The sequence below is a fragment of the Micromonospora sp. DT53 genome (assembly GCF_049841535.1).
In the GTDB taxonomy this organism is placed as follows: domain Bacteria; phylum Actinomycetota; class Actinomycetes; order Mycobacteriales; family Micromonosporaceae; genus Micromonospora.
The window spans coordinates 377,464-396,701 of the sequence record NZ_JBNCKM010000002.1; the positions used below are offsets into that span (position 1 = coordinate 377,464).

Here is a 19,238-nt window from a genome sequence, read left to right on the forward strand (position 1 = left end):
TGATGAACCTGCTCGACGAGCTGCGTACCCATCGGCTGCTGGCCATCGTGCGCGGCCCGGACCCGACCGCCGCCCTGACCGCCGTGCTCACCCTGGCCGAGAGCGGCGTCGCCCTGGTCGAGGTCTCGTTGACAAGCGCCGACGCGCTCGGCATCCTCCGCCGCGCCCGGGCCGCCCTCGGGCCCGACTTCGCCCTGGGCGCGGGCACCGTGCTCACCGCCGAGGACGCCCGCGCGGCGGCCGACGCGGGCGCCGGTTTCCTGGTCACCCCGGCGATCGCACCGAGCCTCGCCGAGGGCGGCCGGCTCGGTCTGCCGGTGCTCGCCGGTGCCCTCACCCCCACCGAGGTGGTGCGGGCCAACGACGGCGGGGCCACCGCGATCAAGCTCTTCCCGGCCTCACTCGGCGGGCCCGACTACCTCGGCGCCCTGCGCGACCCGTTCCCCGGTACCGCGTTCGTGCCGGTCGGTGGTGTCGACGCCGACGGTGCCCGGCGCTACCTGGACCGGGGCGCGACAGCCGTCGGCGTCGGTTCCCCGCTGCTCGGCGACGCCGTCCGAGGCGGCGACACGACGGCGCTGCGCGAGCGCGCCGCCGCCTTCCTCGCGGCGGTCCGGCCATGACCGACCTGCTCACACTCGGTGAGACGATGGCGGCGTTCCGCACCACCGGCCCACTGCGGCTGGGCGGCACCGCCGGGATCTCCGTCGCCGGCTCCGAGTCGAACGTGGCGATCGGCCTGGCCCGGCTCGGCCACCAGGCCGCCTGGGTCGGCGTCACAGGCGCCGACGAGCCCGGCGAGCTGGTCCGCCGCACGCTGCGCGCCGAGGGTGTCGACCTGACCTGGTCCCGGGTCGACGCGACCGCCCCGACCGGCCTGATCCTCTTCGAGAACCGGGTCGCCGACATCAACCGGGTCACCTACCACCGCTCCGGGTCGGCCGGCTCCCGGCTGGGCCCCGCCGACGTGACCCGGGCCTTCGACGCGCCCGGGCCGCCACCCCGGCTGCTGCACGTCACAGGCATCACCTGCGCGCTCGGCGTCGAGCCGTACCAGGCGGTGGTGGAGGCCGTGCGGCGCGCCCGCGCGGCCGGCGGCACCATCTGCCTGGACGTCAACCACCGCAACCGGCTCTGGTCGGTCCCGGAAGCCGCCGCCGCGCTGCGCCCGCTGCTGCCCTCGATCGACCTGGTGATCGCCTCCGACGACGAGCTGGCCGTGCTGACCGACGCCACCGACCCGGCTCCGGCGCTACTCTCGGCCGGGGTCACCGAGGTCGTGGTCAAGCACGGCGCCGGTGGAGCGACAAGCCACACCGCGAACGGCACGCTCCACCGTCCGGCCCGGACGGTGCCGGTGGTGGACACCGTCGGCGCGGGCGACGCCTTCGTCGCCGGGCTGCTCTCCGGCTGGCTCGACGGCGTCGACGCGCCGGCCCGACTCGACCGGGCCGTCACCACCGGCGCGTTCGCTGTCGCCACCCGGGGCGACTGGGAGGGCCTGCCCGACCGGGCCGAGCTGGCGCTGCTCGACCACGGCCCCGGCGGTACGGTCCGCTGACGATCCTTTGGGAGGAGCACCATGGAGCTGACCGAGCCGACCGTCTGGAGCACCGACCGGCTGGAGTTGGGTGAGGGCCTGCGCTGGGTCGACGACCGGCTGGTCCTCGTCGACCTGCTGGCCGGGCGACTGTTGGAGACCGACGGCGACGCCCCGACCCCGCTGCGGGAGCTGCGCCGCCTCGACGTGCCACTCGGCGCGGTCGCCCCGGTGGTCGACCGACCCGGTGAGTGGCTGGCCGCCGCCGGGACCGGGATCACAGTGCTGCCCGCCACCGGCGACCCCCGACCGGTCGCCGAGCTGGTCGCCGACGCGCCCGAGCCGACCCGGATGAACGACGCGGTCGCCGACCCGCACGGCCGCTTCTGGGCCGGCAGCATGACGTACGCGATGGCGCCTGGCGGCGGCACGCTGTTCCGCCTCACCCCGGGCGCCGAGCCGGTCCCAGCGGTGACCGGGCTGACCATCCCGAACGGGCCGGCGTTCGACGCGGCCGGCACCACCATGTACCTGGCCGACACCCCGCGCGGCGAGATCGACAGGTTCACCGTCGACCCCGCCACCGGTGACCTGCGCGGGCGGGAGCCGTTCCTGCGGCTGGCCCCCGCCGACGGCGGCCCGGACGGCATGACGCTCGACGCGGCCGACCACCTCTGGATCGCGCTGTGGGGCGGCTCCGCGGTACGCCGCTATCGGCCCGACGGCACCCTCGACCGGGAGATCCGGCTGCCGGCCAAGCAGCCGGCCGGCATCTGCCTGGGCGGCCCCGACCTGCGGCGACTCTTCATCGGCACCGCCCGGGTGGGGCTGGACACGGCGGGCCCCCAGGACGGCGCGCTCCTCGCGGTGGACGTCGCGGTGCCCGGCCTGCCCGCCGCGCGCGCCGGCGCGACGACAAGCTGACCGGAGGCATATCGGACGCCAGGGCGGGAACAACCGCACCGAAGCGCGGTAACAGCCGACCGGTAGGGAGCGAGCCGATGAGCACCGTGGGGCGGACGTCATGAACGGGCCGGTCGGCGACGAGCCGATGGGCGAGCTGGAGCTGGTGCACACCTTCACCGGCCCGATGCCGACCGGGGTGAGCGTCTCGCACCAGGGCCGGATCTTCGTCAACTTTCCCAAGTGGGGCGACGAGGTGCCGGCCACCGTCGTCGAGCTGCGCGACGGCCGGGAGATGCCCTACCCCGACCAGGCCTGGAACGACCCGTCCGGCGACGACGACGCGGGCGCGTTCGTCTCGGTGCAGAGCATCGTGGTCGACCCGGCCGACCGGCTCTGGGTGCTCGACACCGGCAGTCCGATGTTCCAGCCCACCAAGCCGGGCGGCCCCAAGCTGGTCCGGATCGACCTGGACACCGACACGGTCGCCCAGGTGATCACCTTCCCGGCGGATGTCGCGCTGCCGACGACGTACCTCAACGACGTCCGCTTCGACCTGCGGCGGGGCGAGGCGGGGGTCGCGTACATCACCGACTCGGCCGACTCCGGGCCGAACGGGATCATCGTCGTCGACCTGGCCAGCGGGGCCTCCTGGCGGCGGCTGCACGACCACCCGTCCACCAAGGCCGAGCCGCTGACGTCGTTCCGGCCGGTGGTCGAGGGCCGGCCGTTCCTCGAACGGCCCGCCGACGGCCCGCCGAAGCCGGTGAGCATGGGCTCCGACGGCATCGCCATCTCCGCCGACGGCGATCGGCTCTACTACTGCCCGCTGGCGTCCCGGCGCCTGCACAGCGTGTCCACCGAGGCGCTGGCCGACCCGGGCGTCACCCAGGAGGCGGTCGCCGCGACAGTGGTCGACGAGGGCGACAGGGGCACCGCCTCGGACGGGTTGGAGAGCGACGACGCGGGACGGCTCTACCTCACCTCGTACGAGCACAACGCGGTGCTGCGCCGACTGCCCGACGGCGAGTACGAAACCCTGGTGCATGACCCGCGACTGCTCTGGCCGGACACCATGTCGGTGGCCGCCGACGGGTACCTCTACGTCACCGCCAACCAACTCCACCGGCAGCCGCAGTACCAGCGCGGCAAGGACCTGCGGCGCAAGCCGTACGCGCTGTTCCGCACCCGCATCGACGCCGGCCCGGTGCTGCTCCGCCCCTGACCGGCTGACGCGCGAGAAGTTCGCGCCGATCTTGCAGTTGTGGTTGTCGACATGGGCGGGATGCCCGTTGTGTCGGGACAGAAAGCGCAAGATCGCGGAGCGGGGCATTCCAGGCCCGACGATGATGGAGTTGTGGTGCCTGGTTTGACATTATTTTAGACGTTTTGTTGCCCACCACAACTCCATGATCGACGTCGGGAAACCGCCGCCCGCCCGCTGACTCGTCGAAGGCGTGCACCCGACGCAATCTTGGACAGTTTCCGTTACGAGCTAACTGTTACGAGCTAACGGAAACTGTCCAAGATTGCCGGAACGGAGACGTGCCGCCTGCTGTCAGTTGGTCGGCAGGGTGCGGTTCAGGAGGTCGAACAGGGCTTCCCAGTGGCGTTCGGTGGCCTGCTCGTCGTACGCCGGGGTGTCGGCCATCGTGTAGCCGTGGTGCGCGCCCTCGTACACCTCGGAGCGGTAGCGCACCCCGGCGGCGTCGAGCGCCTTCTCCAGCGTGGCGATCTGCTCGGGAGTCATCGACTGGTCGGCGTCGGCGTGCCCGAAGTACAGCTCGCCGGTGATCGAGGCGACGCCCAGGTGCGGGCTGTCCGGCGCCTCGGTGACGATCCGCCCGCCGTGGAAGCTCGCCACCGCGGCGATGCGGTCCGGGTGGGCCTCGATGGCCCGCAGCGCGTTCGTGCCGCCCATGCAGTAGCCGGTGATGGCGACCGGGCCCGGCCGAACGTCGTCCCGGGCGGCCAGGAAGTCGAGGAACGCGGCGGTGTCCCGGCTTATCACCTCGGGGGTCAACGCGCCCACCAGCGGCATGATCTTCTCGAAGAGCGCGCCGCGCTGGTCGGCCTCGCCGAGGCGGGACAGGTCGAAGAGCGGCGCCCGACCGGCCCGGTAGAACAGGTGCGGCGTCAGCACCAGGTAGCCCCGGGCGGCGATCCGCTCGGCCATCTCGACCAGGCGCGGGCGCGGCCCGAAGGCGTCCATGAAGAGCAGCACCGCAGGGAACGGGCCGTCGCCGTCCGGTCGGGTCAGACTCGCGTCCGCCACTCCGTCACTGGTCGGGATGTCCACCGTCGTCGTCAGCACCGTGCCTCCTCGTACGCCGATCTTGGTCCGTACGAAACGTTACTCGCCGTATCGGGGCGCCCGGACGCCGACGACCGCGTTGCCGGTCAGGCGCGGACGAAACGGACCGCGTCGGCGACCACGAAGCCGTTGGTGTCCTCGGTACGGATCAGCACGCTGCCGTCGGTGCCCGCCGTGAACGGGTAGGTGCCCAGCGCCATCCACTGGCCGCCGGCCTGCCGCTGGTCCACCGTCCGGGTGATCAACCCCCCGGAGTACGCGATGTCCACAGGCACGTTCGTCGCCCGGTTCGGGTCCGCGGTCCAGCGCAACTGCACGGTCCACGACCCGGAGGTGGGCAGTGTCGGGCGGAACCGCAGCCGGTTGACGCCCTTGGCCGTGTTGCCGTCGTGCTCGTAGTCGGGGCCGTAGTAGCCGCCGATGCTGGTGCTGCGCAGCCACGTCCCGGCCCGGGTGATCCCACTTGTCGACGCGTTGTCCAGGATCACCTCGCTGGCAGAACCCCACTCCAGCACCGCGCCGTCCTGGCGTAGCCGGGCCTGGAGGGCGGGCACGGAGACGGCCTGCACGGCGAGGTCCCCGGTGAGCGCCAGGGACGCCGCGGTGGCCGCCGCCTGGCCGAGGATCATGAAGACGGGTTCCATCCGGATCGAGCCGTACGCGATGTGGCTCGCCGAGAGGCAGACCGGCACCACCAGGTTGGCGCACTGGGCCTGGTGCGGCACGATCGCCCGGTAGCTCACCGGGTACGGCGTCGGCACGCCGATCTGCACGTCCCCCTCGTTGCGCACCTTGCCGTCGACGACCACCCGCTGACAGTTGTGCGAGTCCATCGTGTAGCTGGCCAGGCCCACCGAGTCGGTGGCGCGGACCCGGCCCCGACAGTCGGCCTCGGTCATCACGTACGCGGAGACCATCCGGCGGGCCTCGCGGATGTAGAGCAGCGGCGGCCAGCCGCCCGTGCTGGTGAACTCGTCCACCGGTAGCCCCCACCGGGCCGTCGAGTCGCGGACCGACGCCGGCAGCCGGGGGTCGTTGGCGAGGAACCACATCAGCCCCTGCTGGTAGGTGCGGTGCTCGGCGATGATGCTCTCCCGCGCCGCCCAGCTCGCCGTCGGGTACGCGTAGTTGAAGCCGATGTCGTCGGTGGAGACGGCACCGTTGTTGTTGGAGTCGGTCTTCCCGCCGCCGATCGAGTGGGTGGTGAAGTACGGTCCCGTATAGCCGGCCTGGATGTGCCGCAGCAGCAGCTCGTAGCGGATCGGGTCGTAGCCGGACGGCTTGCCGAACGGGATCCGGTTGGTCGCCTGGGTCAGGCACATCCGGAAGCAGTACGCCTGGATCTTGTCGTCGCCACTGCCCTGCGGGGCGAGTGGGGCGGCGGAGATGCCCGGCAGCAGGCCGCTGGCGGGCGAGCCGGCCGTGACGTACGGGTCGACCGGGTAGGCGAACTGGTGGGTGTTGCGCGACTGCACCCCGTTGATCGTCTCGCCGTAGGTGTCGTTGGACTCCCGCCCGACGGTGAACCCCACGCCGGCCATGGCCAGCAGATCGCCCTCGTAGGTGGCGTCGACGAACACGCCGCCCCGGTAGATCGCCCCGTCCTCGGTGCGTAGCTCGGTGATCCGGTCGCCGCTGCGGCCGAGTCCGCTGAGGCGGGCGTCGACGACCACCGGGACGCCCGCCTCGGCCAGCATCTCGGCGAAGACGGCGGCGGCGACGTGCGGTTCGAATGTCATCCGCAGCGGTGACGTCGGCGTGAGGGTTCCGCCGTGGTACTTCACGTACACCCGGCGGTAGAACTCGGCGGCCAGCCCGCCGATGGACGCCTGGACGCCGGTGTCGGTGGCGCCCAGCCCGGCGGTGCTCAGCCCACCGACGTGGCTTGTGGGTTCCACCACCACTGCGGTGCGGCCGAGCCGACGCATGGTGATCGCGGCGGCCAACCCGCCGGCGGTGGCGCCGTAGACGACCAGGTCGGCGGTGGTGACGGCGGCTCGGGCGGGGCCGGCCCGGAACGGGTCGGTGAGACCGGCCAGGACGAGGCCGGCGCCGCCGGCGGTCAGCAGCCGACGACGGGACAGGTGCAGGGACACGGCGGGCTCCCGAGGGGTAACCGGTGCGGGGGACGGTTACAGAAGCACGCCGCTGCCGCTGCGAGAGAAATTCTTCAATCTCTGCGGGCGGGTGTCAACGGTTCACGGCCGGTAGCGGTAACCCATTCCCGGTTCGGTGATGAGGTGGCGGGGGCGGGCCGGGTCGTCCTCCAGCTTGCGCCGCAGCTGGGCCAGGTACTGCCGCAGGTAGTTGGTCTCGTTCTGGTACTCCGGCCCCCACACGTCCTGGAGGAGCTGACGTTGGCTGACCAGCTTGCCGGGGTGGCGCAGCAACTTCTCCAGCACGCTCCACTGGATCGGGGTCAACTTGACCTCGGTGCCGTCGTCGCGCCGCACGCTGTGGTCGGCCAGGTCGACTGTGTGCTGACCGATCCGCAGTGCCGGCACCGCTTCGCTGGGCGCGCCGAGGCGGCGGGTCACCGCCCGGATGCGGGCCAGCAGTTCCTCCACCCCGAACGGCTTGGTGACGTAGTCGTCCGCGCCCGCGTCGAGCGCCGCGACCTTGTCCTCGCTGCCGGCCCGGCCGGAGAGCACGATGATCGGCACTGTGGTCCAGCCGCGCAGGCCCCGGATCACCTCGACGCCGTCGATGTCGGGCAGGCCGAGGTCCAGCACCACCAGGTCGGGCGGGTGGCTGGCGGCGGCCTTCAACGCGGCGGCCCCGGTGTCGGCGACGTCCACGTCGTAGCGGCGGGCGCGCAGGTTGATGCGCAGGGCACGCAGGATCTGCGGTTCGTCGTCGACGACCAGGATGCGCGTCATTCCTGCGGCCCCTCCGAGGTGGTCGGCGCGGCCGGCAACCGCAGCACCATGGTGAGCCCACCGCCGGGGGTGGTCTCCGGGGTGATGCTGCCACCCATCGCCTCGGCCAACCCCCGGGACAGGGCAAGACCGAGACCGACACCTGTTTGGTTGTCCCGGTCGCCGAGGCGTTGGAACGGCAGGAAGACGTGCTCCCACTGGTCCTCCGGGATGCCCGGCCCTCTGTCGATCACCCGCAGCTCGACCTGGCCGGCGTGGGCGCTGGCGGTGATCGTGGGCGGCTGGTCCGGCGGGCTGTACCGCAGCGCGTTCGCGACGACGTTCACCAGCACCCGTTCCAGCAGGCCCGGGTCGGCGGTGGCAGCCGGCAGGTCGGCCGGGATGTCCGTGCCGACGGTCGCGGCCGCCGGGCCAAGTTCGTCAAGCGCCAGGGGTACGGCGTCCTCCAGGCCGATCGCGGTCGCCGAGATGCCCAGCACGCCCGCCTGGAGCCGACTCATGTCCAGGAGGTTGGCGACCAGCCGGGCGAGGCGGTCCAGCGACTCCTCGGCGGTTTCCAGCAACTCCTCACGGTCGGACTCGTCGAACTCGATGTCGTGGCTGCGCAGGCTGGTCACGGCCGCCTTCGCGGATGCCAGCGGCGTACGCAGGTCGTGGCTGACCGCGGCGAGCAGCGCGGTGCGCATCCGGTCGGCGGCGGCGAGGGGCCGGGCGGTGGCGGCCTCCTCGGCGAGCCGTTCCTGGCGCAGCGCGACGGCGGCCTGGGCGGCGAACGCCTCGACGATCCGCCGGTCGGCGGCCTCCAACCGCCGGCCGCAGAGCACGACGGTGATCCGCTCGTCGACGGGTACCGCCGTCTCACCGCCTTCGGGGGTGCAGGCCGGGCCCTCGCCGACGCTGGCCACGACGCTCCAGGCGTGCTCCTCGCGGGCCCGGTCGGGGCGACCGCTGGCCTCCTCGGCCAACTCCAGCACGCTCACCGCGCGCAGCCCGAAGGTTTCCCGGAGCTGATCGAGCAGGGCGGGCAGGGGACGTTCGCCGCGCAGCACCCCACCGGCGACGGCGGCGAGGGTCTGCGCGTCGGCGGCGGCCCGCGCGGCCTCCCGGGTACGCCGGGCGGCCACGTCGACGATCCAGCTCACCGCCAACGCCACCCCGACGAAGACGGCAAGGGCGAGCAGGTTGTCCGCCTCGGCGATGGTCAGCGTGCGGTAGGGCGGGGTGAAGAACCAGTTGAGCAGCAGCGAGCCGCCGAGCGCGGCGACCAGGGCCGGCCACACCCCGCCGACCAGCGCGACCCCGACCACCCCGGCGAGGAACAGCAGGATGTCGTTTGTCAGCGTCAGGTCGGGCAGGGTCTTCAGCAGCACTGTGAGCAGCGGCATGCCCAGCACCGCCAGACCGAAGCCGAGCAGTCGGCGGCGGCGGGACAAGGCCGCCGGAACCGCCGCCGCCCGACGGCCCTTGCCGGCCTGCCGGTGGGTGACCAGGTGCACGTCGATCGAGCCGGAGAGCGCTGTGGTGGTCACCCCGACACCGCGGGCGAAGATCTGCGCGAGGCGACCTCGCCGGCTGGCCCCGAGCACCAGCTGGGTGGCGTTCACGCCCTGGGCGAAGTCCAGCAGCGCGGCCGGCACGTCGGTGCCGAGCACCTGGTGGTACGTGCCGCCCAGGCTCTCCACGAGCACGCGTTGGCGGGCCAGCTGGGCCGGGTCGGCGCCGGCCAGGCCGTCGCTGCGGGCCACGTGGACGGCGAGCAGGTCCGCGCCCTTGCTGCGGGCCGCGACCCGGGCGGCCCGACGGATCAGCGTCTCGCCCTCCGGGCCGCCGGTCAACGCGACCACCACCCGTTCCCGGGCCTCCCAGGTGGCTGCGATCCCCTGCTGGCTGCGGTAGCGGTCCAGTTGCTCGTCGACCTTGTCGGCCAGCCAGAGCAGCGCCAGCTCGCGCAGCGCGGTGAGGTTACCGACCCGGAAGTAGTTGCCCAACGCGGCGTCGATCTTGTCGGGTCGGTAGATGTTGCCGTGCGCCATCCGCCGACGCAGCGCCTCCGGAGTCATGTCGACAAGCTCGACCTGCTCGGCGGCGCGGACGATCTCGTCCGGCACGGTCTCCCGCTGGGTGGTGCCGGTGATCTGCGCGACGACGTCGTTTACCGACTCCAGGTGCTGCACGTTGACCGTGGACAGCACGTCGATCCCCGCGTCGAGCAACTCCTGGACGTCCTGCCAGCGCTTGCCGTGTCGGGAACCGGGCACGTTGCTGTGCGCCAGCTCGTCGACCACAGCGATCTGCGGCCGGCGGGCCAGCACCGCGTCCAGGTCCATCTCGGTGAACTCGGCGCCCCGGTAGTCCATGGTCCGGCGGGGCACCTGCTCCAGGTCGCCGAGCATCGCGGCGGTGTGTTGGCGGCCGTGGGTCTCCACGAAACCGATCACCACGTCGGTGCCGCGCACGGCCCGCCGCTGGGCCTCCTCCAACATGGCGTACGTCTTGCCGACGCCGGGGGCGGCCCCGAGATAGATGCGCAGTTCTCCGCGTGGCACGGGGTCCATCCTCCCTGGTCAGATCGGCGGGCGGGGCCGCGCCGGTCGGCACGACCCCGCCTCCCGAGGGTGCTCAGCGCGCGGCGAACTGCTTGTCGAGGGCGAGGTTGAGCTCCAGCACGTTGACGCCGGGCTCGCCCATGAAGCCCAGCCCTCGCCCGCCGGTGTGCTCCTTGACCAGCTCGCGGACCGCCGCCGGGTCCGCGCCGCGCTCCCGCGCGACCCGGTTCACCTGCAACTCGGCGTACGCCGGGCTGATCTGCGGGTCGAGGCCGCTGGCGCTGGCGGTGACCGCGTCGGCGGGGACCGCCGGGTCGGCAGGCGCGTCGCCCCGGATCGGGGTGACCACCCCACCGGCGGCCACGTAGTCCTCGCCGGGCTGGGCCGGCTCCACCGCCACCCCCTGGTACTCGGTGACGAACGGAGTGGCCGGGGCGGCCTGGTTGACGCTGACCACCCTGGTGACCGGGCCGGTCAGACCGTCGGCGCGGAAGACCGCGAGCACGGCGCCCACCCCGTCGTCGGTGCAGTAGGGGCGCCGGCCGTCGACGCCGTTGAGCTCGCCGACCGACTTGCTGCGCCCGCAGACCTGGGTGAGCAGGCTCTCGCTGGACTCCTCCGGGTCGGTGGCGATGGTGTCGACAACGCTCTCCGGGCCCAGGTTGCTGGCCGAGGTGGAGGTCGGGTCGTAGCCGTCACCGGCGGCGGAGGGGCGGGACTGGAAGTAGCGGGCCACCGGGTTGCCGTCGGCGTCGGTGAAGGACTGGCCGATCAGCGCGCTGCCGACAGTCGTCCCGCCCGAGGAGATCAGCGAGCCGTCGGTCTTGTGGTTGAGGCCGGGCAGCTGACCGAGCGCTACCAGGGCCAGCGGGTAGACCAGGCCGAGCAGCACCGTGAAGACGAGTACGGCGCGCAGCGCGGCGAGGTGTTGGGCGATCCAGGTGGGTAGACGCATCACGAAATCCCCGGGATGAACTGGATGAGCAGGTCGATGAGCTTGATGCCGATGAACGGCACGATGATGCCGCCCAGCCCGTAGACCAGCAGGTTGCGGCTGAGCAGCTTCGACGCGGCGGCCGGCCGGTACCGCACACCCCGCAGGGCGAGTGGGATCAGCGCGATGATCACCAGGGCGTTGAAGATGACGGCGGACAGGATCGCCGACTCCGGGCTGGACAGCCGCATGATGTTCAGCGCGTCCAGGGTCGGGTAGAGGCCGGCGAACATGGCCGGGATGATCGCGAAGTACTTCGCGATGTCGTTGGCGATGCTGAACGTGGTCAACGCACCGCGGGTGATCAGCAACTGCTTGCCGATCTCCACGATCTCGATCAGCTTGGTCGGGTCGGAGTCGAGGTCGACCATGTTGCCGGCCTCCTTGGCGGCCGACGTGCCGGTGTTCATGGCCACCCCGACGTCGGCCTGCGCGAGCGCCGGCGCGTCGTTGGTGCCGTCACCGGTCATCGCGACCAGCCGGCCACCCTCCTGCTCCCGCTTGATCAGCGCGAGCTTGTCCTCCGGCGTCGCCTCGGCCAGGAAGTCGTCCACCCCGGCCTCGTCGGCGATCGCCTTCGCGGTCCGCGGGTTGTCACCGGTGATCATCACGGTCCGGATGCCCATCCGGCGCATCTCGTCGAACCGCTCCCGCATACCGGACTTGACCACGTCCTTGAGGTGGATGACGCCCAGCGCGCGGGCGGGCTCACCGTCGACGTGCTCGGCGACGACAAGCGGGGTGCCGCCGGTGCCGCTGATCGCGTCCACGATCTCGCCTACCTGCTCGGTCGGGTGACCGCCGTTCTCCCGTACCCACTTCATCACCGCGGCGGCGGCGCCCTTGCGGACGCGGCGAGCCGTGCCCACCGCGCCGGCGTCCACGCTGGCGTCCGGAGCCATGTCGACGCCGCTCATCCGGGTCTGCGCGGTGAACGGTACGAAGGTGGCGTGCGGCATCACGCCGGGCTCACGCTCGCGCAGCCCGAACTCGTTCTTCGCCAATACGACCACCGAGCGCCCCTCCGGAGTCTCGTCGGCAAGGCTGGACAGCTGCGCGGCGTCGGCAAGCGCCGCGGGGTCGACCCCCTCGACAGGCACGAACTCGGCGGCCTGCCGGTTGCCCAGCGTGATGGTGCCGGTCTTGTCCAGCAGCAGGGTGTTGACGTCGCCGGCCGCCTCGACGGCCCGGCCGCTCATGGCCAGGACGTTGCGCTGCACCAGCCGGTCCATGCCGGCGATACCGATGGCGGAGAGCAGCGCGCCGATGGTGGTGGGGATCAGGCAGACCAGCAGCGAGATCAGCACCACGCCTGTGACACCGGAGTCGGTGATCGCGCCGCTGTTCGGCGCGGCGGCCTGGTACGCCTTGGAGAAGATGGCCAACGGTTGGAGGGTGACAACGGCCAGCAGGAAGATGACAGTGAGCGCGGCGAGCAGGATGTTCAGCGCGATCTCGTTCGGCGTCTTCTGTCGGTTGGCCCCCTCGACCAGGGCGATCATCCGGTCGATGAAGCTCTCCCCCGGCTTCTGGGTGATCTTCACGATGATCTGGTCGGAGAGCACCTTGGTGCCGCCGGTGACAGCGCTGCGGTCGCCGCCGGACTCTCGGATGACCGGGGCCGACTCGCCGGTGATGGCCGACTCGTCGACGCTGGCGATGCCCTCGACGATGTCCCCGTCGCCGGGGATGATGCCGCCCGCCTCGACGAGCACGACGTCGCCCTGACGCAGGTCCGGCGCCGGCACCGCCTCGTCGCGGTAGGTGTTGGCCCGCGCGCCCGGCTTCCAGTCGATCAGCCGGGTGGCGATGGTGTCCTTCTTCGCCTGCCGCAGGGTCGCCGCCTGGGCCTTGCCCCGGCCCTCGGCGACCGCCTCGGCGAGGTTGGCGAAGACCACGGTCAGCCACAGCCAGATGGTGATCGCCCAGGCGAACACCGACGGGTCGATCACCGCCAGGACCGTGGTGAAGGCCGCGCCGACCTCGACGATCAGCATCACCGGGTTGCGCCACAGGGTGCGGGGGTCGAGCTTGCGTACCGCGTCCGGCAGGGACCGGATCAACTGCTTCGGGTCGAGCAGGCCCCCGCCGATCCGGTTGCCCTGGGTGGCGGGTGTGCCGGGGAGTTGCTCTGTTGGGGCGGACGTGACGGACATGTCCTCGTTCCTCATGATGGTCAGAGCCCCTCTGCCAGCGGACCGAGCGCGAGCGCGGGCAGGAAGGTCAGTGCGACGAGGACCACCGTGACGCCGACCACCATGCCGATGAACAGCGGTCGGTGGGTCGGCAGGGTGCCCTCGGACGCGGGGGTGGGTGCCTGGCGGGCCAGCGAGCCGGCCAACGCGAGCACGAAGATGATCGGCAGGAACCGGCCGAGCAGCATGCACAACCCGAGGGCGGTGTTCCACCAGGCCGTGTTGACCGTGATGCCGGCGAAGGCCGAGCCGTTGTTGTTGCTGGCCGAGGTGAACGCGTACAGCACCTCGGAGAGGCCGTGCGGGCCGACGTTGAGCGCTGTCGAGTTGTTGCCGGTGCCGAACGCCGCCGCCGTACCGACGAGCACCAGGATCGGCGTGATCAGGAAGTAGAGCGAGGCGAACTTGATCTCGCGCGACCCGATCTTCTTGCCCAGGTACTCGGGAGTGCGGCCCACCATCAGCCCGGCCACGAAGACCGTGATCACCGCGAGGATGAGCAGGCCGTACAGCCCCGAACCGGTGCCGCCCGGCGCGACCTCGCCGAGCATCATGTTGACCATCGTCATCATCCCGCCGAGCGAGGTGAACGAGTCGTGGAACGAGTTCACCGCACCTGTCGAGGTGAGCGTGGTGGCGGCGGCGAAGGTGGCCGAGTTCGACACGTCGAACCGCACCTCCTTGCCCTCCATCGCCGCGCCGACCGCCTGCGGCACCGTGCCGTGGCCGGCCAGCTCGAAGATGTTGGTGATGGCGACGCTGAGGAACGCGAGGATGCCCATCACCGCCGCGATGGCGTAGCCCTGCCGGTTCTGCCCGACCATCCGGCCGAAGACCCGGGGCAGGCTGAACGGGATCAGCAGGATCAGGAAGATCTCCAGCCAGTTCGTCCAGGTGGTGGGGTTCTCGAACGGGTGCGCGCTGTTGACGTTGTAGAAGCCGCCACCGTTGGTGCCCAGCTCCTTGATCACTTCCTGGCTGGCGACCGGACCACCGGTGATGGTCTGGGTGCCGCCGGTCAGCGTGCTCACATCGGTGCCGGCGGAAAGGTTCTGCACCACGCCGCCGATCATCAGCGTGATGGCGCCGAGCACCGCGATCGGCAGCAGGATCCGCAGCACGATCCGGGTCAGGTCGACCCAGAAGTTGCCGAGCTGCCCGGTGCGGCTGCGGGCGAAGCCGCGTACCAACGCGACCGCCACCGCGATGCCGACCGCCGCCGAGGTGAAGTTCTGCACGGCCAGGCCGGCCATCTGCACCAGGTGGCCCATCGTCGACTCACCCGAGTACCACTGCCAGTTCGTGTTGGTCACGAACGAGACGGCCGTGTTCCAGGCACCGTGGGTCATCACCGGGTCCAGGCCGAGGGACAGCCACAGGTGGTTCTGCACCCGCTGGAACAGGTACAGGAACAGGATCGAGACCGCGGAGAACGCCAGCACGCTGCGGGCGTACACACCCCAGGTCTGCTCGGCGGCGGGGTTGACCCCGACCAGTCGGAAGATGCCCCGCTCGACCCGCGACTGCTTCGTGCCGGAGACCGCCCGGAACATGTAGTCGCCGAACGGCTTGTAGACGGCGACCAGGGCCGCCACCAGCGTCAGCACGAAGATGACGCCCGCTGTTGTCATGGTCATCAGAAGCGCTCCGGAAACAACAGGGCGAACACCAGGAACGCGCCCAGGACGATCGCGAGCACCAGGCCGACGGCGTTTACCGCGTTCACAGCTTCTCCACCGCCCGGACCACCAGGGCGAGCACTGCGAACAGCGCCACCGTCAGGATCACGAACACCACGTCAGACACGCTGACTCCTCAGCCGGAAAGGTTCGTCGCGACCGCCTTCCGGTCGCGCCGGGCAATCAAAGCCCCGCCACCCGCCGATCGGCAGGGGTCATAACGCGACCATGACGAGGGCGAACCTTTTCTTGACGTGGTTTTCACACATGCCCACCGAACAGGTGAAATGCGGCACAGAAACCTGGCGTCGCCCGGGGTGGAGACCAGTCGCGCGTCCTTTGCTCTGCTTCAACGGACGCAATAGTGAGGTGCCCCAACCGTTGCGCCGGTTGATGCAGAGCAAAGGACGCGGAAGAGAGACCGTGCGCCACCTGGAGCGGGTGGCGGCGCGGATGGCGCGGAGGTGCGAGGCGCGTCAGGCCGGGCGGCGGGCCACCAGCACGTCGCGCATGATCGACTGGTCCACCCGGTGCCGCAGCGCCCGGTAGGGCTCGCTGTCGACCACGGTCAGGCCGGCGTCGGCCAACGCCGCCGCCGCATCGTCCCGGCTGGCGACGTGGGTGTTCCAGGAGACGCCGAGCGCGCCGCCGGGGCGCAACAGCCGCGCCCAGACCGGCGCGGCGTCCGCGAGCAGCGCCAGCGGATCACGGGTCAACCCCTGCCCAGCGGTACGACTGCCGTGCTGCACGCCGTACGGGGCGTCGGCGACGACCAGGTCCACGGTCTCCGGGCGGAAGAACTCCGCCGAGCGTGCCGTGTCGGCGTTGACCACGTCCAGCAACTGCGTCTGGCCGGCCTTGTGCTCCTCGCGGGTCGGCGCCAACTCGATCCGCACCCGCCGGCCGACGACCTTGCGCTCCCGCCGCACCGGCCCCGACTCCAGCACCCGGTGCTTGACCCGCTTCTGCTTCAGCCAGGTGGTGAGGAACGCCCGGTACGCCTCGACGTCCTTCTGGTCGCGCTCCACCCCTGCGGCGTCGAAGCCGTACATCAGCGCCTGGTTGAGGGTGGTGCCCCGACCACAGAGCGGGTCGAGCACCCGGAACCGGCGGCTGGTCATCTCGGCGGCCCAGTCCGAGGCGAGCAGGGTGACGTTGAGCAGCAGCTTGGTGAACTGCTCGTTGGTCTTGCCGGGGTACTTCTGGATGGTGAGCAGGTCGTCGTCGTAGCGGTCCAGTCGGCTCCACTCGATCGGCCGCAGCAGCTCGCCCACGATCTCGAACAGCGCGTACCCGGCGGAGAGGTTGCCCAGGACGGCCAGGTCCCGCTCGGTCAGCCCATCGCCGCTGAAGGTGACGTAGGACGCGCCTCCGACCACCTCGGTGTCCAGCTCGCCGATCCGGCCGTCCAGCGCCGAGCTTCCGAAGATCTCCAGCTCGGCTCGGGTGAGGTCGACGGCGGCGCGGGCGTACACCCGGTTGGTGGCGGGCAGGATCAGCAGGCCGTAACGCGTCATGATCCGGCGAGTATTCCACAACCAGTCACGGTCGCCGGGAACCGGAGCGGCCGCCGGAGCGACTACCGATACATGGGGTGTGAGCAGTGGCGGGAGGTCCTGTCCGCGCAGCTGGACGGGGAGGAGACCGCCGCCGAACTGACGGCGGTGCAGGGGCACCTCGACGGGTGCGCCGAGTGCCGGGCCTGGTTCACGGCGGCGGCGGCGGTGACTCGTCGGGTTCGTACCCGATTGGTCGTTGAGGTCCCCGACCGGACGGCGGCGATCCTGGCCGCCACCACGGCGGCGCCGGCCCACCGGTCACGGTGGCGGCGCATGACCGGACGAGGTCGGTTGGCAGCCGGGCTGCGCTCGGTGTTCGGGCGTGCTGGGTCGGCCGGCGGACTGCGCGCGGCGTTCGGACGCGGCCCGCTCGTCGCCGGCCTGCGATCGGCCCTCGGGCTGCTCGGCGCGGTGCAACTGGTGCTCGGCCTGGCCCAGGTGGGCCGGGGCGCGACCGCCGACCACCTGCACCCCACCGGCCAGCATCTGTGGCACGAGTCGGCGGCGTGGAACGTGGCCGTGGGTGCCGGCTTCCTGTTCGTGGCGCTGCGCCGCAGCCCACCCGCCGGGCTGCTGCCGATGCTCAGCGCGTTCGTCGGCACGTTGCTGCTGCTGTCGGTCAACGACCTGGCCACCGGATCCGTGGGCGGGGAACGGCTGATCAGCCACGGCTTCCTGGTGGTCGGCTACCTGATCACCGTGCTGCTGTCCCGGCCCGGTCTGCGCCCCGGCGGGCCGGCACCGCAACGGCAGCCGACACCGGCCCGCTGGCGGTTCGGGGCCGACGAGGTGGACCGGCCGCTGCGGGTGGTGGGCCCCGAGTCCTATCCGGCGCAGGCGGCCGACCGGTACGCCGCACCGGCGGCGCATGTCGGTCGATCCACCCGAACCGGCGAGGCCGACGAACGCCGGGCCGCCTGATCGACTGAGTCAGTCCACCTGCCGCTGCCGCGCGCGGTGGGCGCGCAGGTTGAGCCACTGCTCACAGGCTGGGGCAGCGCGGCTCGAGCCGAGACCGGGCGCGGGTCCGGGCTGTCTTCTACGCCCTACGCCGGAGGCCCAGCCGGGCGCGCTGGCCCGGTCACCCCTTCGACGGCGAGGACCTGCGGGATGACCTGTTCGACGATGGTCAGCAGGGTCGTGGTGAGCAGCAGGTGCACCTGGGCGCGGGTCAGCGCGCCACGCTGGAGCCATTCGCGGGCGGTCGAGGTGGCCAGACCCCCGTACGCCCGGACCATCCCGCGCAACTCCTCGCGGCGCTCCGCCTCGCCGGCCAGCCCGACGGCGACCAGCATGCGGTCCGCGGCGACCTCCTCGGCCTCGGCGAGCACCCGCTCCACGTCGGCGTCGCCGCCCATCCCCCGGGCGGTGACCGCCGCCAGCCACGAGGTGCTGTGCCGGGACACCACGTCGAGGAACCAGGTGACGCTGGCATCGACCCGGGTCCGGAGATCACCCTTGGGCAGCCGCTCCAGGGCAACCTCGGGGATGGTCACCATGACCCGGACGACCTCCAGGTAGAGGTCCTTCTTCGCACCGAAGTAGTGGTTGACCAGACCCCGAGCGACACCTGCCTCGCGGGCGACGTCGGTGGTCGACACGTCCGCGTACGGGCGCTCACCGAACAGCCGGACCGCGCAGGCCAGGATCTGCCCACGCCGGGCGTCCGGCTCCAAACGGCGGCGGCGCGGAGCCGTCTCGACACTCATCTGCCCGACCCTATCGACACCTCACCGCGCCAGGCCTCGCGTCAACCACCGCTCCGCCTTGATCAAGTGCTGAGAAGTAGGTGCCAGAGCCACTCCTGACCTACTTTTCATCACTTGATCACCGCAGGCCCTGACGCCGCCGGACCACGTGACGGCCCAGGTGACGCAGATTGGACGCCTCGGAGTAGAGCGCCGCGTTGATCGCACCCAGGGCCACCCCGGGTGCTCGCTGCACCCGGTCGACGTCCTGGACCACCCGCCCGATCAACGTCAGCCGACAACGGAGATCGAACAACTCCCGCCGCGCACAGTGCAGCGCCGTCTCCAACCCCCCGACCCGCTCCCGCAACCACGCCAACTCCGTCGCCTGATCCACCACGCTCACCCCTCTTTGACCACCCACGCCGCCCAATCGACAGCGCAACGACACACTCCAACCACCCTCAGCCAGTTTCGGCCGCGTGTCAACCGTTCGGGGACCCCCAATCGGAGACCCCCGATCAGGGATGGGCGAACGTGCCTAGGTTCCAGGTGTGGGAGACAACGGGCCGGGCGAGCTGATGGGGCCGTATGAGATCGGTCAGCGGCTGAACGTCTCCCGGAGTCGGTTCCAGCAGATCGCCATGCGGCCGACCTTCCCGAAGCCTTACCAGGAGCTGCGCGGCATGAAGGTCTGGCTGCGCGCCGATGTGGAGGCGTGGATCGCCGAGCACCGCCCACCGCGTCCCACCGACGGCGACGAGGCCGAGTAGTTCGCACTCCCCGCCTGACGACGGAGCGAGTTCTCGCAATCTTGGACACTTTCCGTTAGCTCGTAACAGCAGTTGACGGAAACTGTCCAAGATCTCCGCGCGTCCCGTCACGGCGGCAGCGCAGGTCCATGATCGACGACTTCTTGGCCGGGGGCCGCACGGTCTGGG

17 protein-coding genes are annotated in these 19,238 nt (G+C 71.5%); 6 read left to right on the top strand and 11 right to left on the bottom strand.

All coding sequences use genetic code 11. The features are described 5' to 3' along the window. Positions 1-2: 2 nt before the first annotated feature. The 4 genes from ACLQ3B_RS07600 to ACLQ3B_RS07615 all read left to right on the top strand — a co-directional run bounded on the left by ACLQ3B_RS07600 (position 3) and on the right by ACLQ3B_RS07615 (position 3,668). Positions 3-623 (top strand): bifunctional 4-hydroxy-2-oxoglutarate aldolase/2-dehydro-3-deoxy-phosphogluconate aldolase, encoded by a 621-nt coding sequence (locus ACLQ3B_RS07600; RefSeq protein ID WP_425778628.1) that lies wholly within the window; start codon positions 3-5, stop codon positions 621-623. Then, positions 620-1,561 (top strand): sugar kinase, encoded by a 942-nt coding sequence (locus ACLQ3B_RS07605; RefSeq protein WP_425778630.1) that lies wholly within the window; start codon positions 620-622, stop codon positions 1,559-1,561. Before ACLQ3B_RS07600 ends, ACLQ3B_RS07605 begins: the two co-directional genes overlap by 4 nt. 21 nt (positions 1,562-1,582) lie before the next feature. Continuing rightward, positions 1,583-2,464 (top strand): SMP-30/gluconolactonase/LRE family protein, encoded by an 882-nt coding sequence (locus ACLQ3B_RS07610; protein WP_425778632.1) that lies wholly within the window; start codon positions 1,583-1,585, stop codon positions 2,462-2,464. 100 nt (positions 2,465-2,564) lie between these two features. Further along, positions 2,565-3,668, top strand: coding sequence for an L-dopachrome tautomerase-related protein (locus ACLQ3B_RS07615; protein WP_425778634.1), 1,104 nt, complete (start codon positions 2,565-2,567; stop codon positions 3,666-3,668). Between the two features lie 333 nt (positions 3,669-4,001). Here the strand turns inward: ACLQ3B_RS07615 and ACLQ3B_RS07620 are convergent, their stop codons facing one another. From ACLQ3B_RS07620 to ACLQ3B_RS07660, 9 genes are all read right to left on the bottom strand, one after another. Next, on the bottom strand, positions 4,002-4,757 hold the full coding sequence (locus tag ACLQ3B_RS07620) for a dienelactone hydrolase family protein (protein ID WP_425778636.1): 756 nt from the start codon (positions 4,755-4,757) through the stop codon (positions 4,002-4,004). Positions 4,758-4,843: 86 nt separating this feature from the next. Further along, on the bottom strand, positions 4,844-6,853 hold the full coding sequence (locus ACLQ3B_RS07625) for an FAD-dependent oxidoreductase (RefSeq protein ID WP_425778638.1): 2,010 nt from the start codon (positions 6,851-6,853) through the stop codon (positions 4,844-4,846). 102 nt (positions 6,854-6,955) lie between these two features. Continuing rightward, positions 6,956-7,636, bottom strand: coding sequence for a response regulator (locus tag ACLQ3B_RS07630; RefSeq protein WP_425778640.1), 681 nt, complete (start codon positions 7,634-7,636; stop codon positions 6,956-6,958). Beyond that, positions 7,633-10,182 (bottom strand): DUF4118 domain-containing protein, encoded by a 2,550-nt coding sequence (locus ACLQ3B_RS07635; protein ID WP_425778642.1) that lies wholly within the window; start codon positions 10,180-10,182, stop codon positions 7,633-7,635. The genes ACLQ3B_RS07630 and ACLQ3B_RS07635 overlap by 4 nt, the downstream gene beginning before the upstream one ends. Before the next feature lie 73 nt (positions 10,183-10,255). Continuing rightward, entirely contained in the window at positions 10,256-11,137 is an 882-nt protein-coding gene (locus ACLQ3B_RS07640; RefSeq protein ID WP_425778644.1) for a potassium-transporting ATPase subunit C, read from the bottom strand. Beyond that, positions 11,137-13,332, bottom strand: a complete 2,196-nt coding sequence (kdpB, locus tag ACLQ3B_RS07645; protein ID WP_425778646.1) for a potassium-transporting ATPase subunit KdpB — start codon at positions 13,330-13,332, stop codon at positions 11,137-11,139. The genes ACLQ3B_RS07640 and kdpB overlap by 1 nt, the downstream gene beginning before the upstream one ends. A 20-nt stretch (positions 13,333-13,352) precedes the next feature. Further along, positions 13,353-15,008 (bottom strand): potassium-transporting ATPase subunit KdpA, encoded by a 1,656-nt coding sequence (gene kdpA, locus ACLQ3B_RS07650; protein WP_425778648.1) that lies wholly within the window; start codon positions 15,006-15,008, stop codon positions 13,353-13,355. Continuing rightward, positions 15,008-15,097: a K(+)-transporting ATPase subunit F gene (kdpF, locus tag ACLQ3B_RS07655; RefSeq protein WP_036390805.1), complete on the bottom strand. Its 90-nt coding sequence runs from the start codon at positions 15,095-15,097 to the stop codon at positions 15,008-15,010. Before kdpF ends, kdpA begins: the two co-directional genes overlap by 1 nt. A 429-nt stretch (positions 15,098-15,526) precedes the next feature. Then, a complete protein-coding gene (locus tag ACLQ3B_RS07660) occupies positions 15,527-16,567 on the bottom strand; it encodes a TRM11 family SAM-dependent methyltransferase (protein ID WP_425778650.1) in 1,041 nt (346 codons plus the stop codon). A gap of 72 nt (positions 16,568-16,639) precedes the next feature. Between ACLQ3B_RS07660 and ACLQ3B_RS07665 the strand changes: the two genes are divergently transcribed. Then, entirely contained in the window at positions 16,640-17,530 is an 891-nt protein-coding gene (locus ACLQ3B_RS07665; RefSeq protein WP_425778652.1) for a zf-HC2 domain-containing protein, read from the top strand. Between the two features lie 125 nt (positions 17,531-17,655). On the opposite strand, the gene ACLQ3B_RS07670 is transcribed toward ACLQ3B_RS07665, so the two are convergent. Together ACLQ3B_RS07670 and ACLQ3B_RS07675 are read right to left on the bottom strand one after the other, a co-directional pair. Then, positions 17,656-18,318 (bottom strand): TetR/AcrR family transcriptional regulator, encoded by a 663-nt coding sequence (locus ACLQ3B_RS07670; RefSeq protein WP_425778654.1) that lies wholly within the window; start codon positions 18,316-18,318, stop codon positions 17,656-17,658. Positions 18,319-18,436: 118 nt separating this feature from the next. After that, positions 18,437-18,694, bottom strand: a complete 258-nt coding sequence (locus tag ACLQ3B_RS07675; RefSeq protein WP_425778656.1) for a hypothetical protein — start codon at positions 18,692-18,694, stop codon at positions 18,437-18,439. Positions 18,695-18,851: 157 nt separating this feature from the next. Here ACLQ3B_RS07675 and ACLQ3B_RS07680 point away from each other — a divergent pair, with 157 nt between their 5' ends. Then, entirely contained in the window at positions 18,852-19,070 is a 219-nt protein-coding gene (locus ACLQ3B_RS07680) for a hypothetical protein (RefSeq protein ID WP_327033075.1), read from the top strand. Positions 19,071-19,238: the final 168 nt, after the last annotated feature.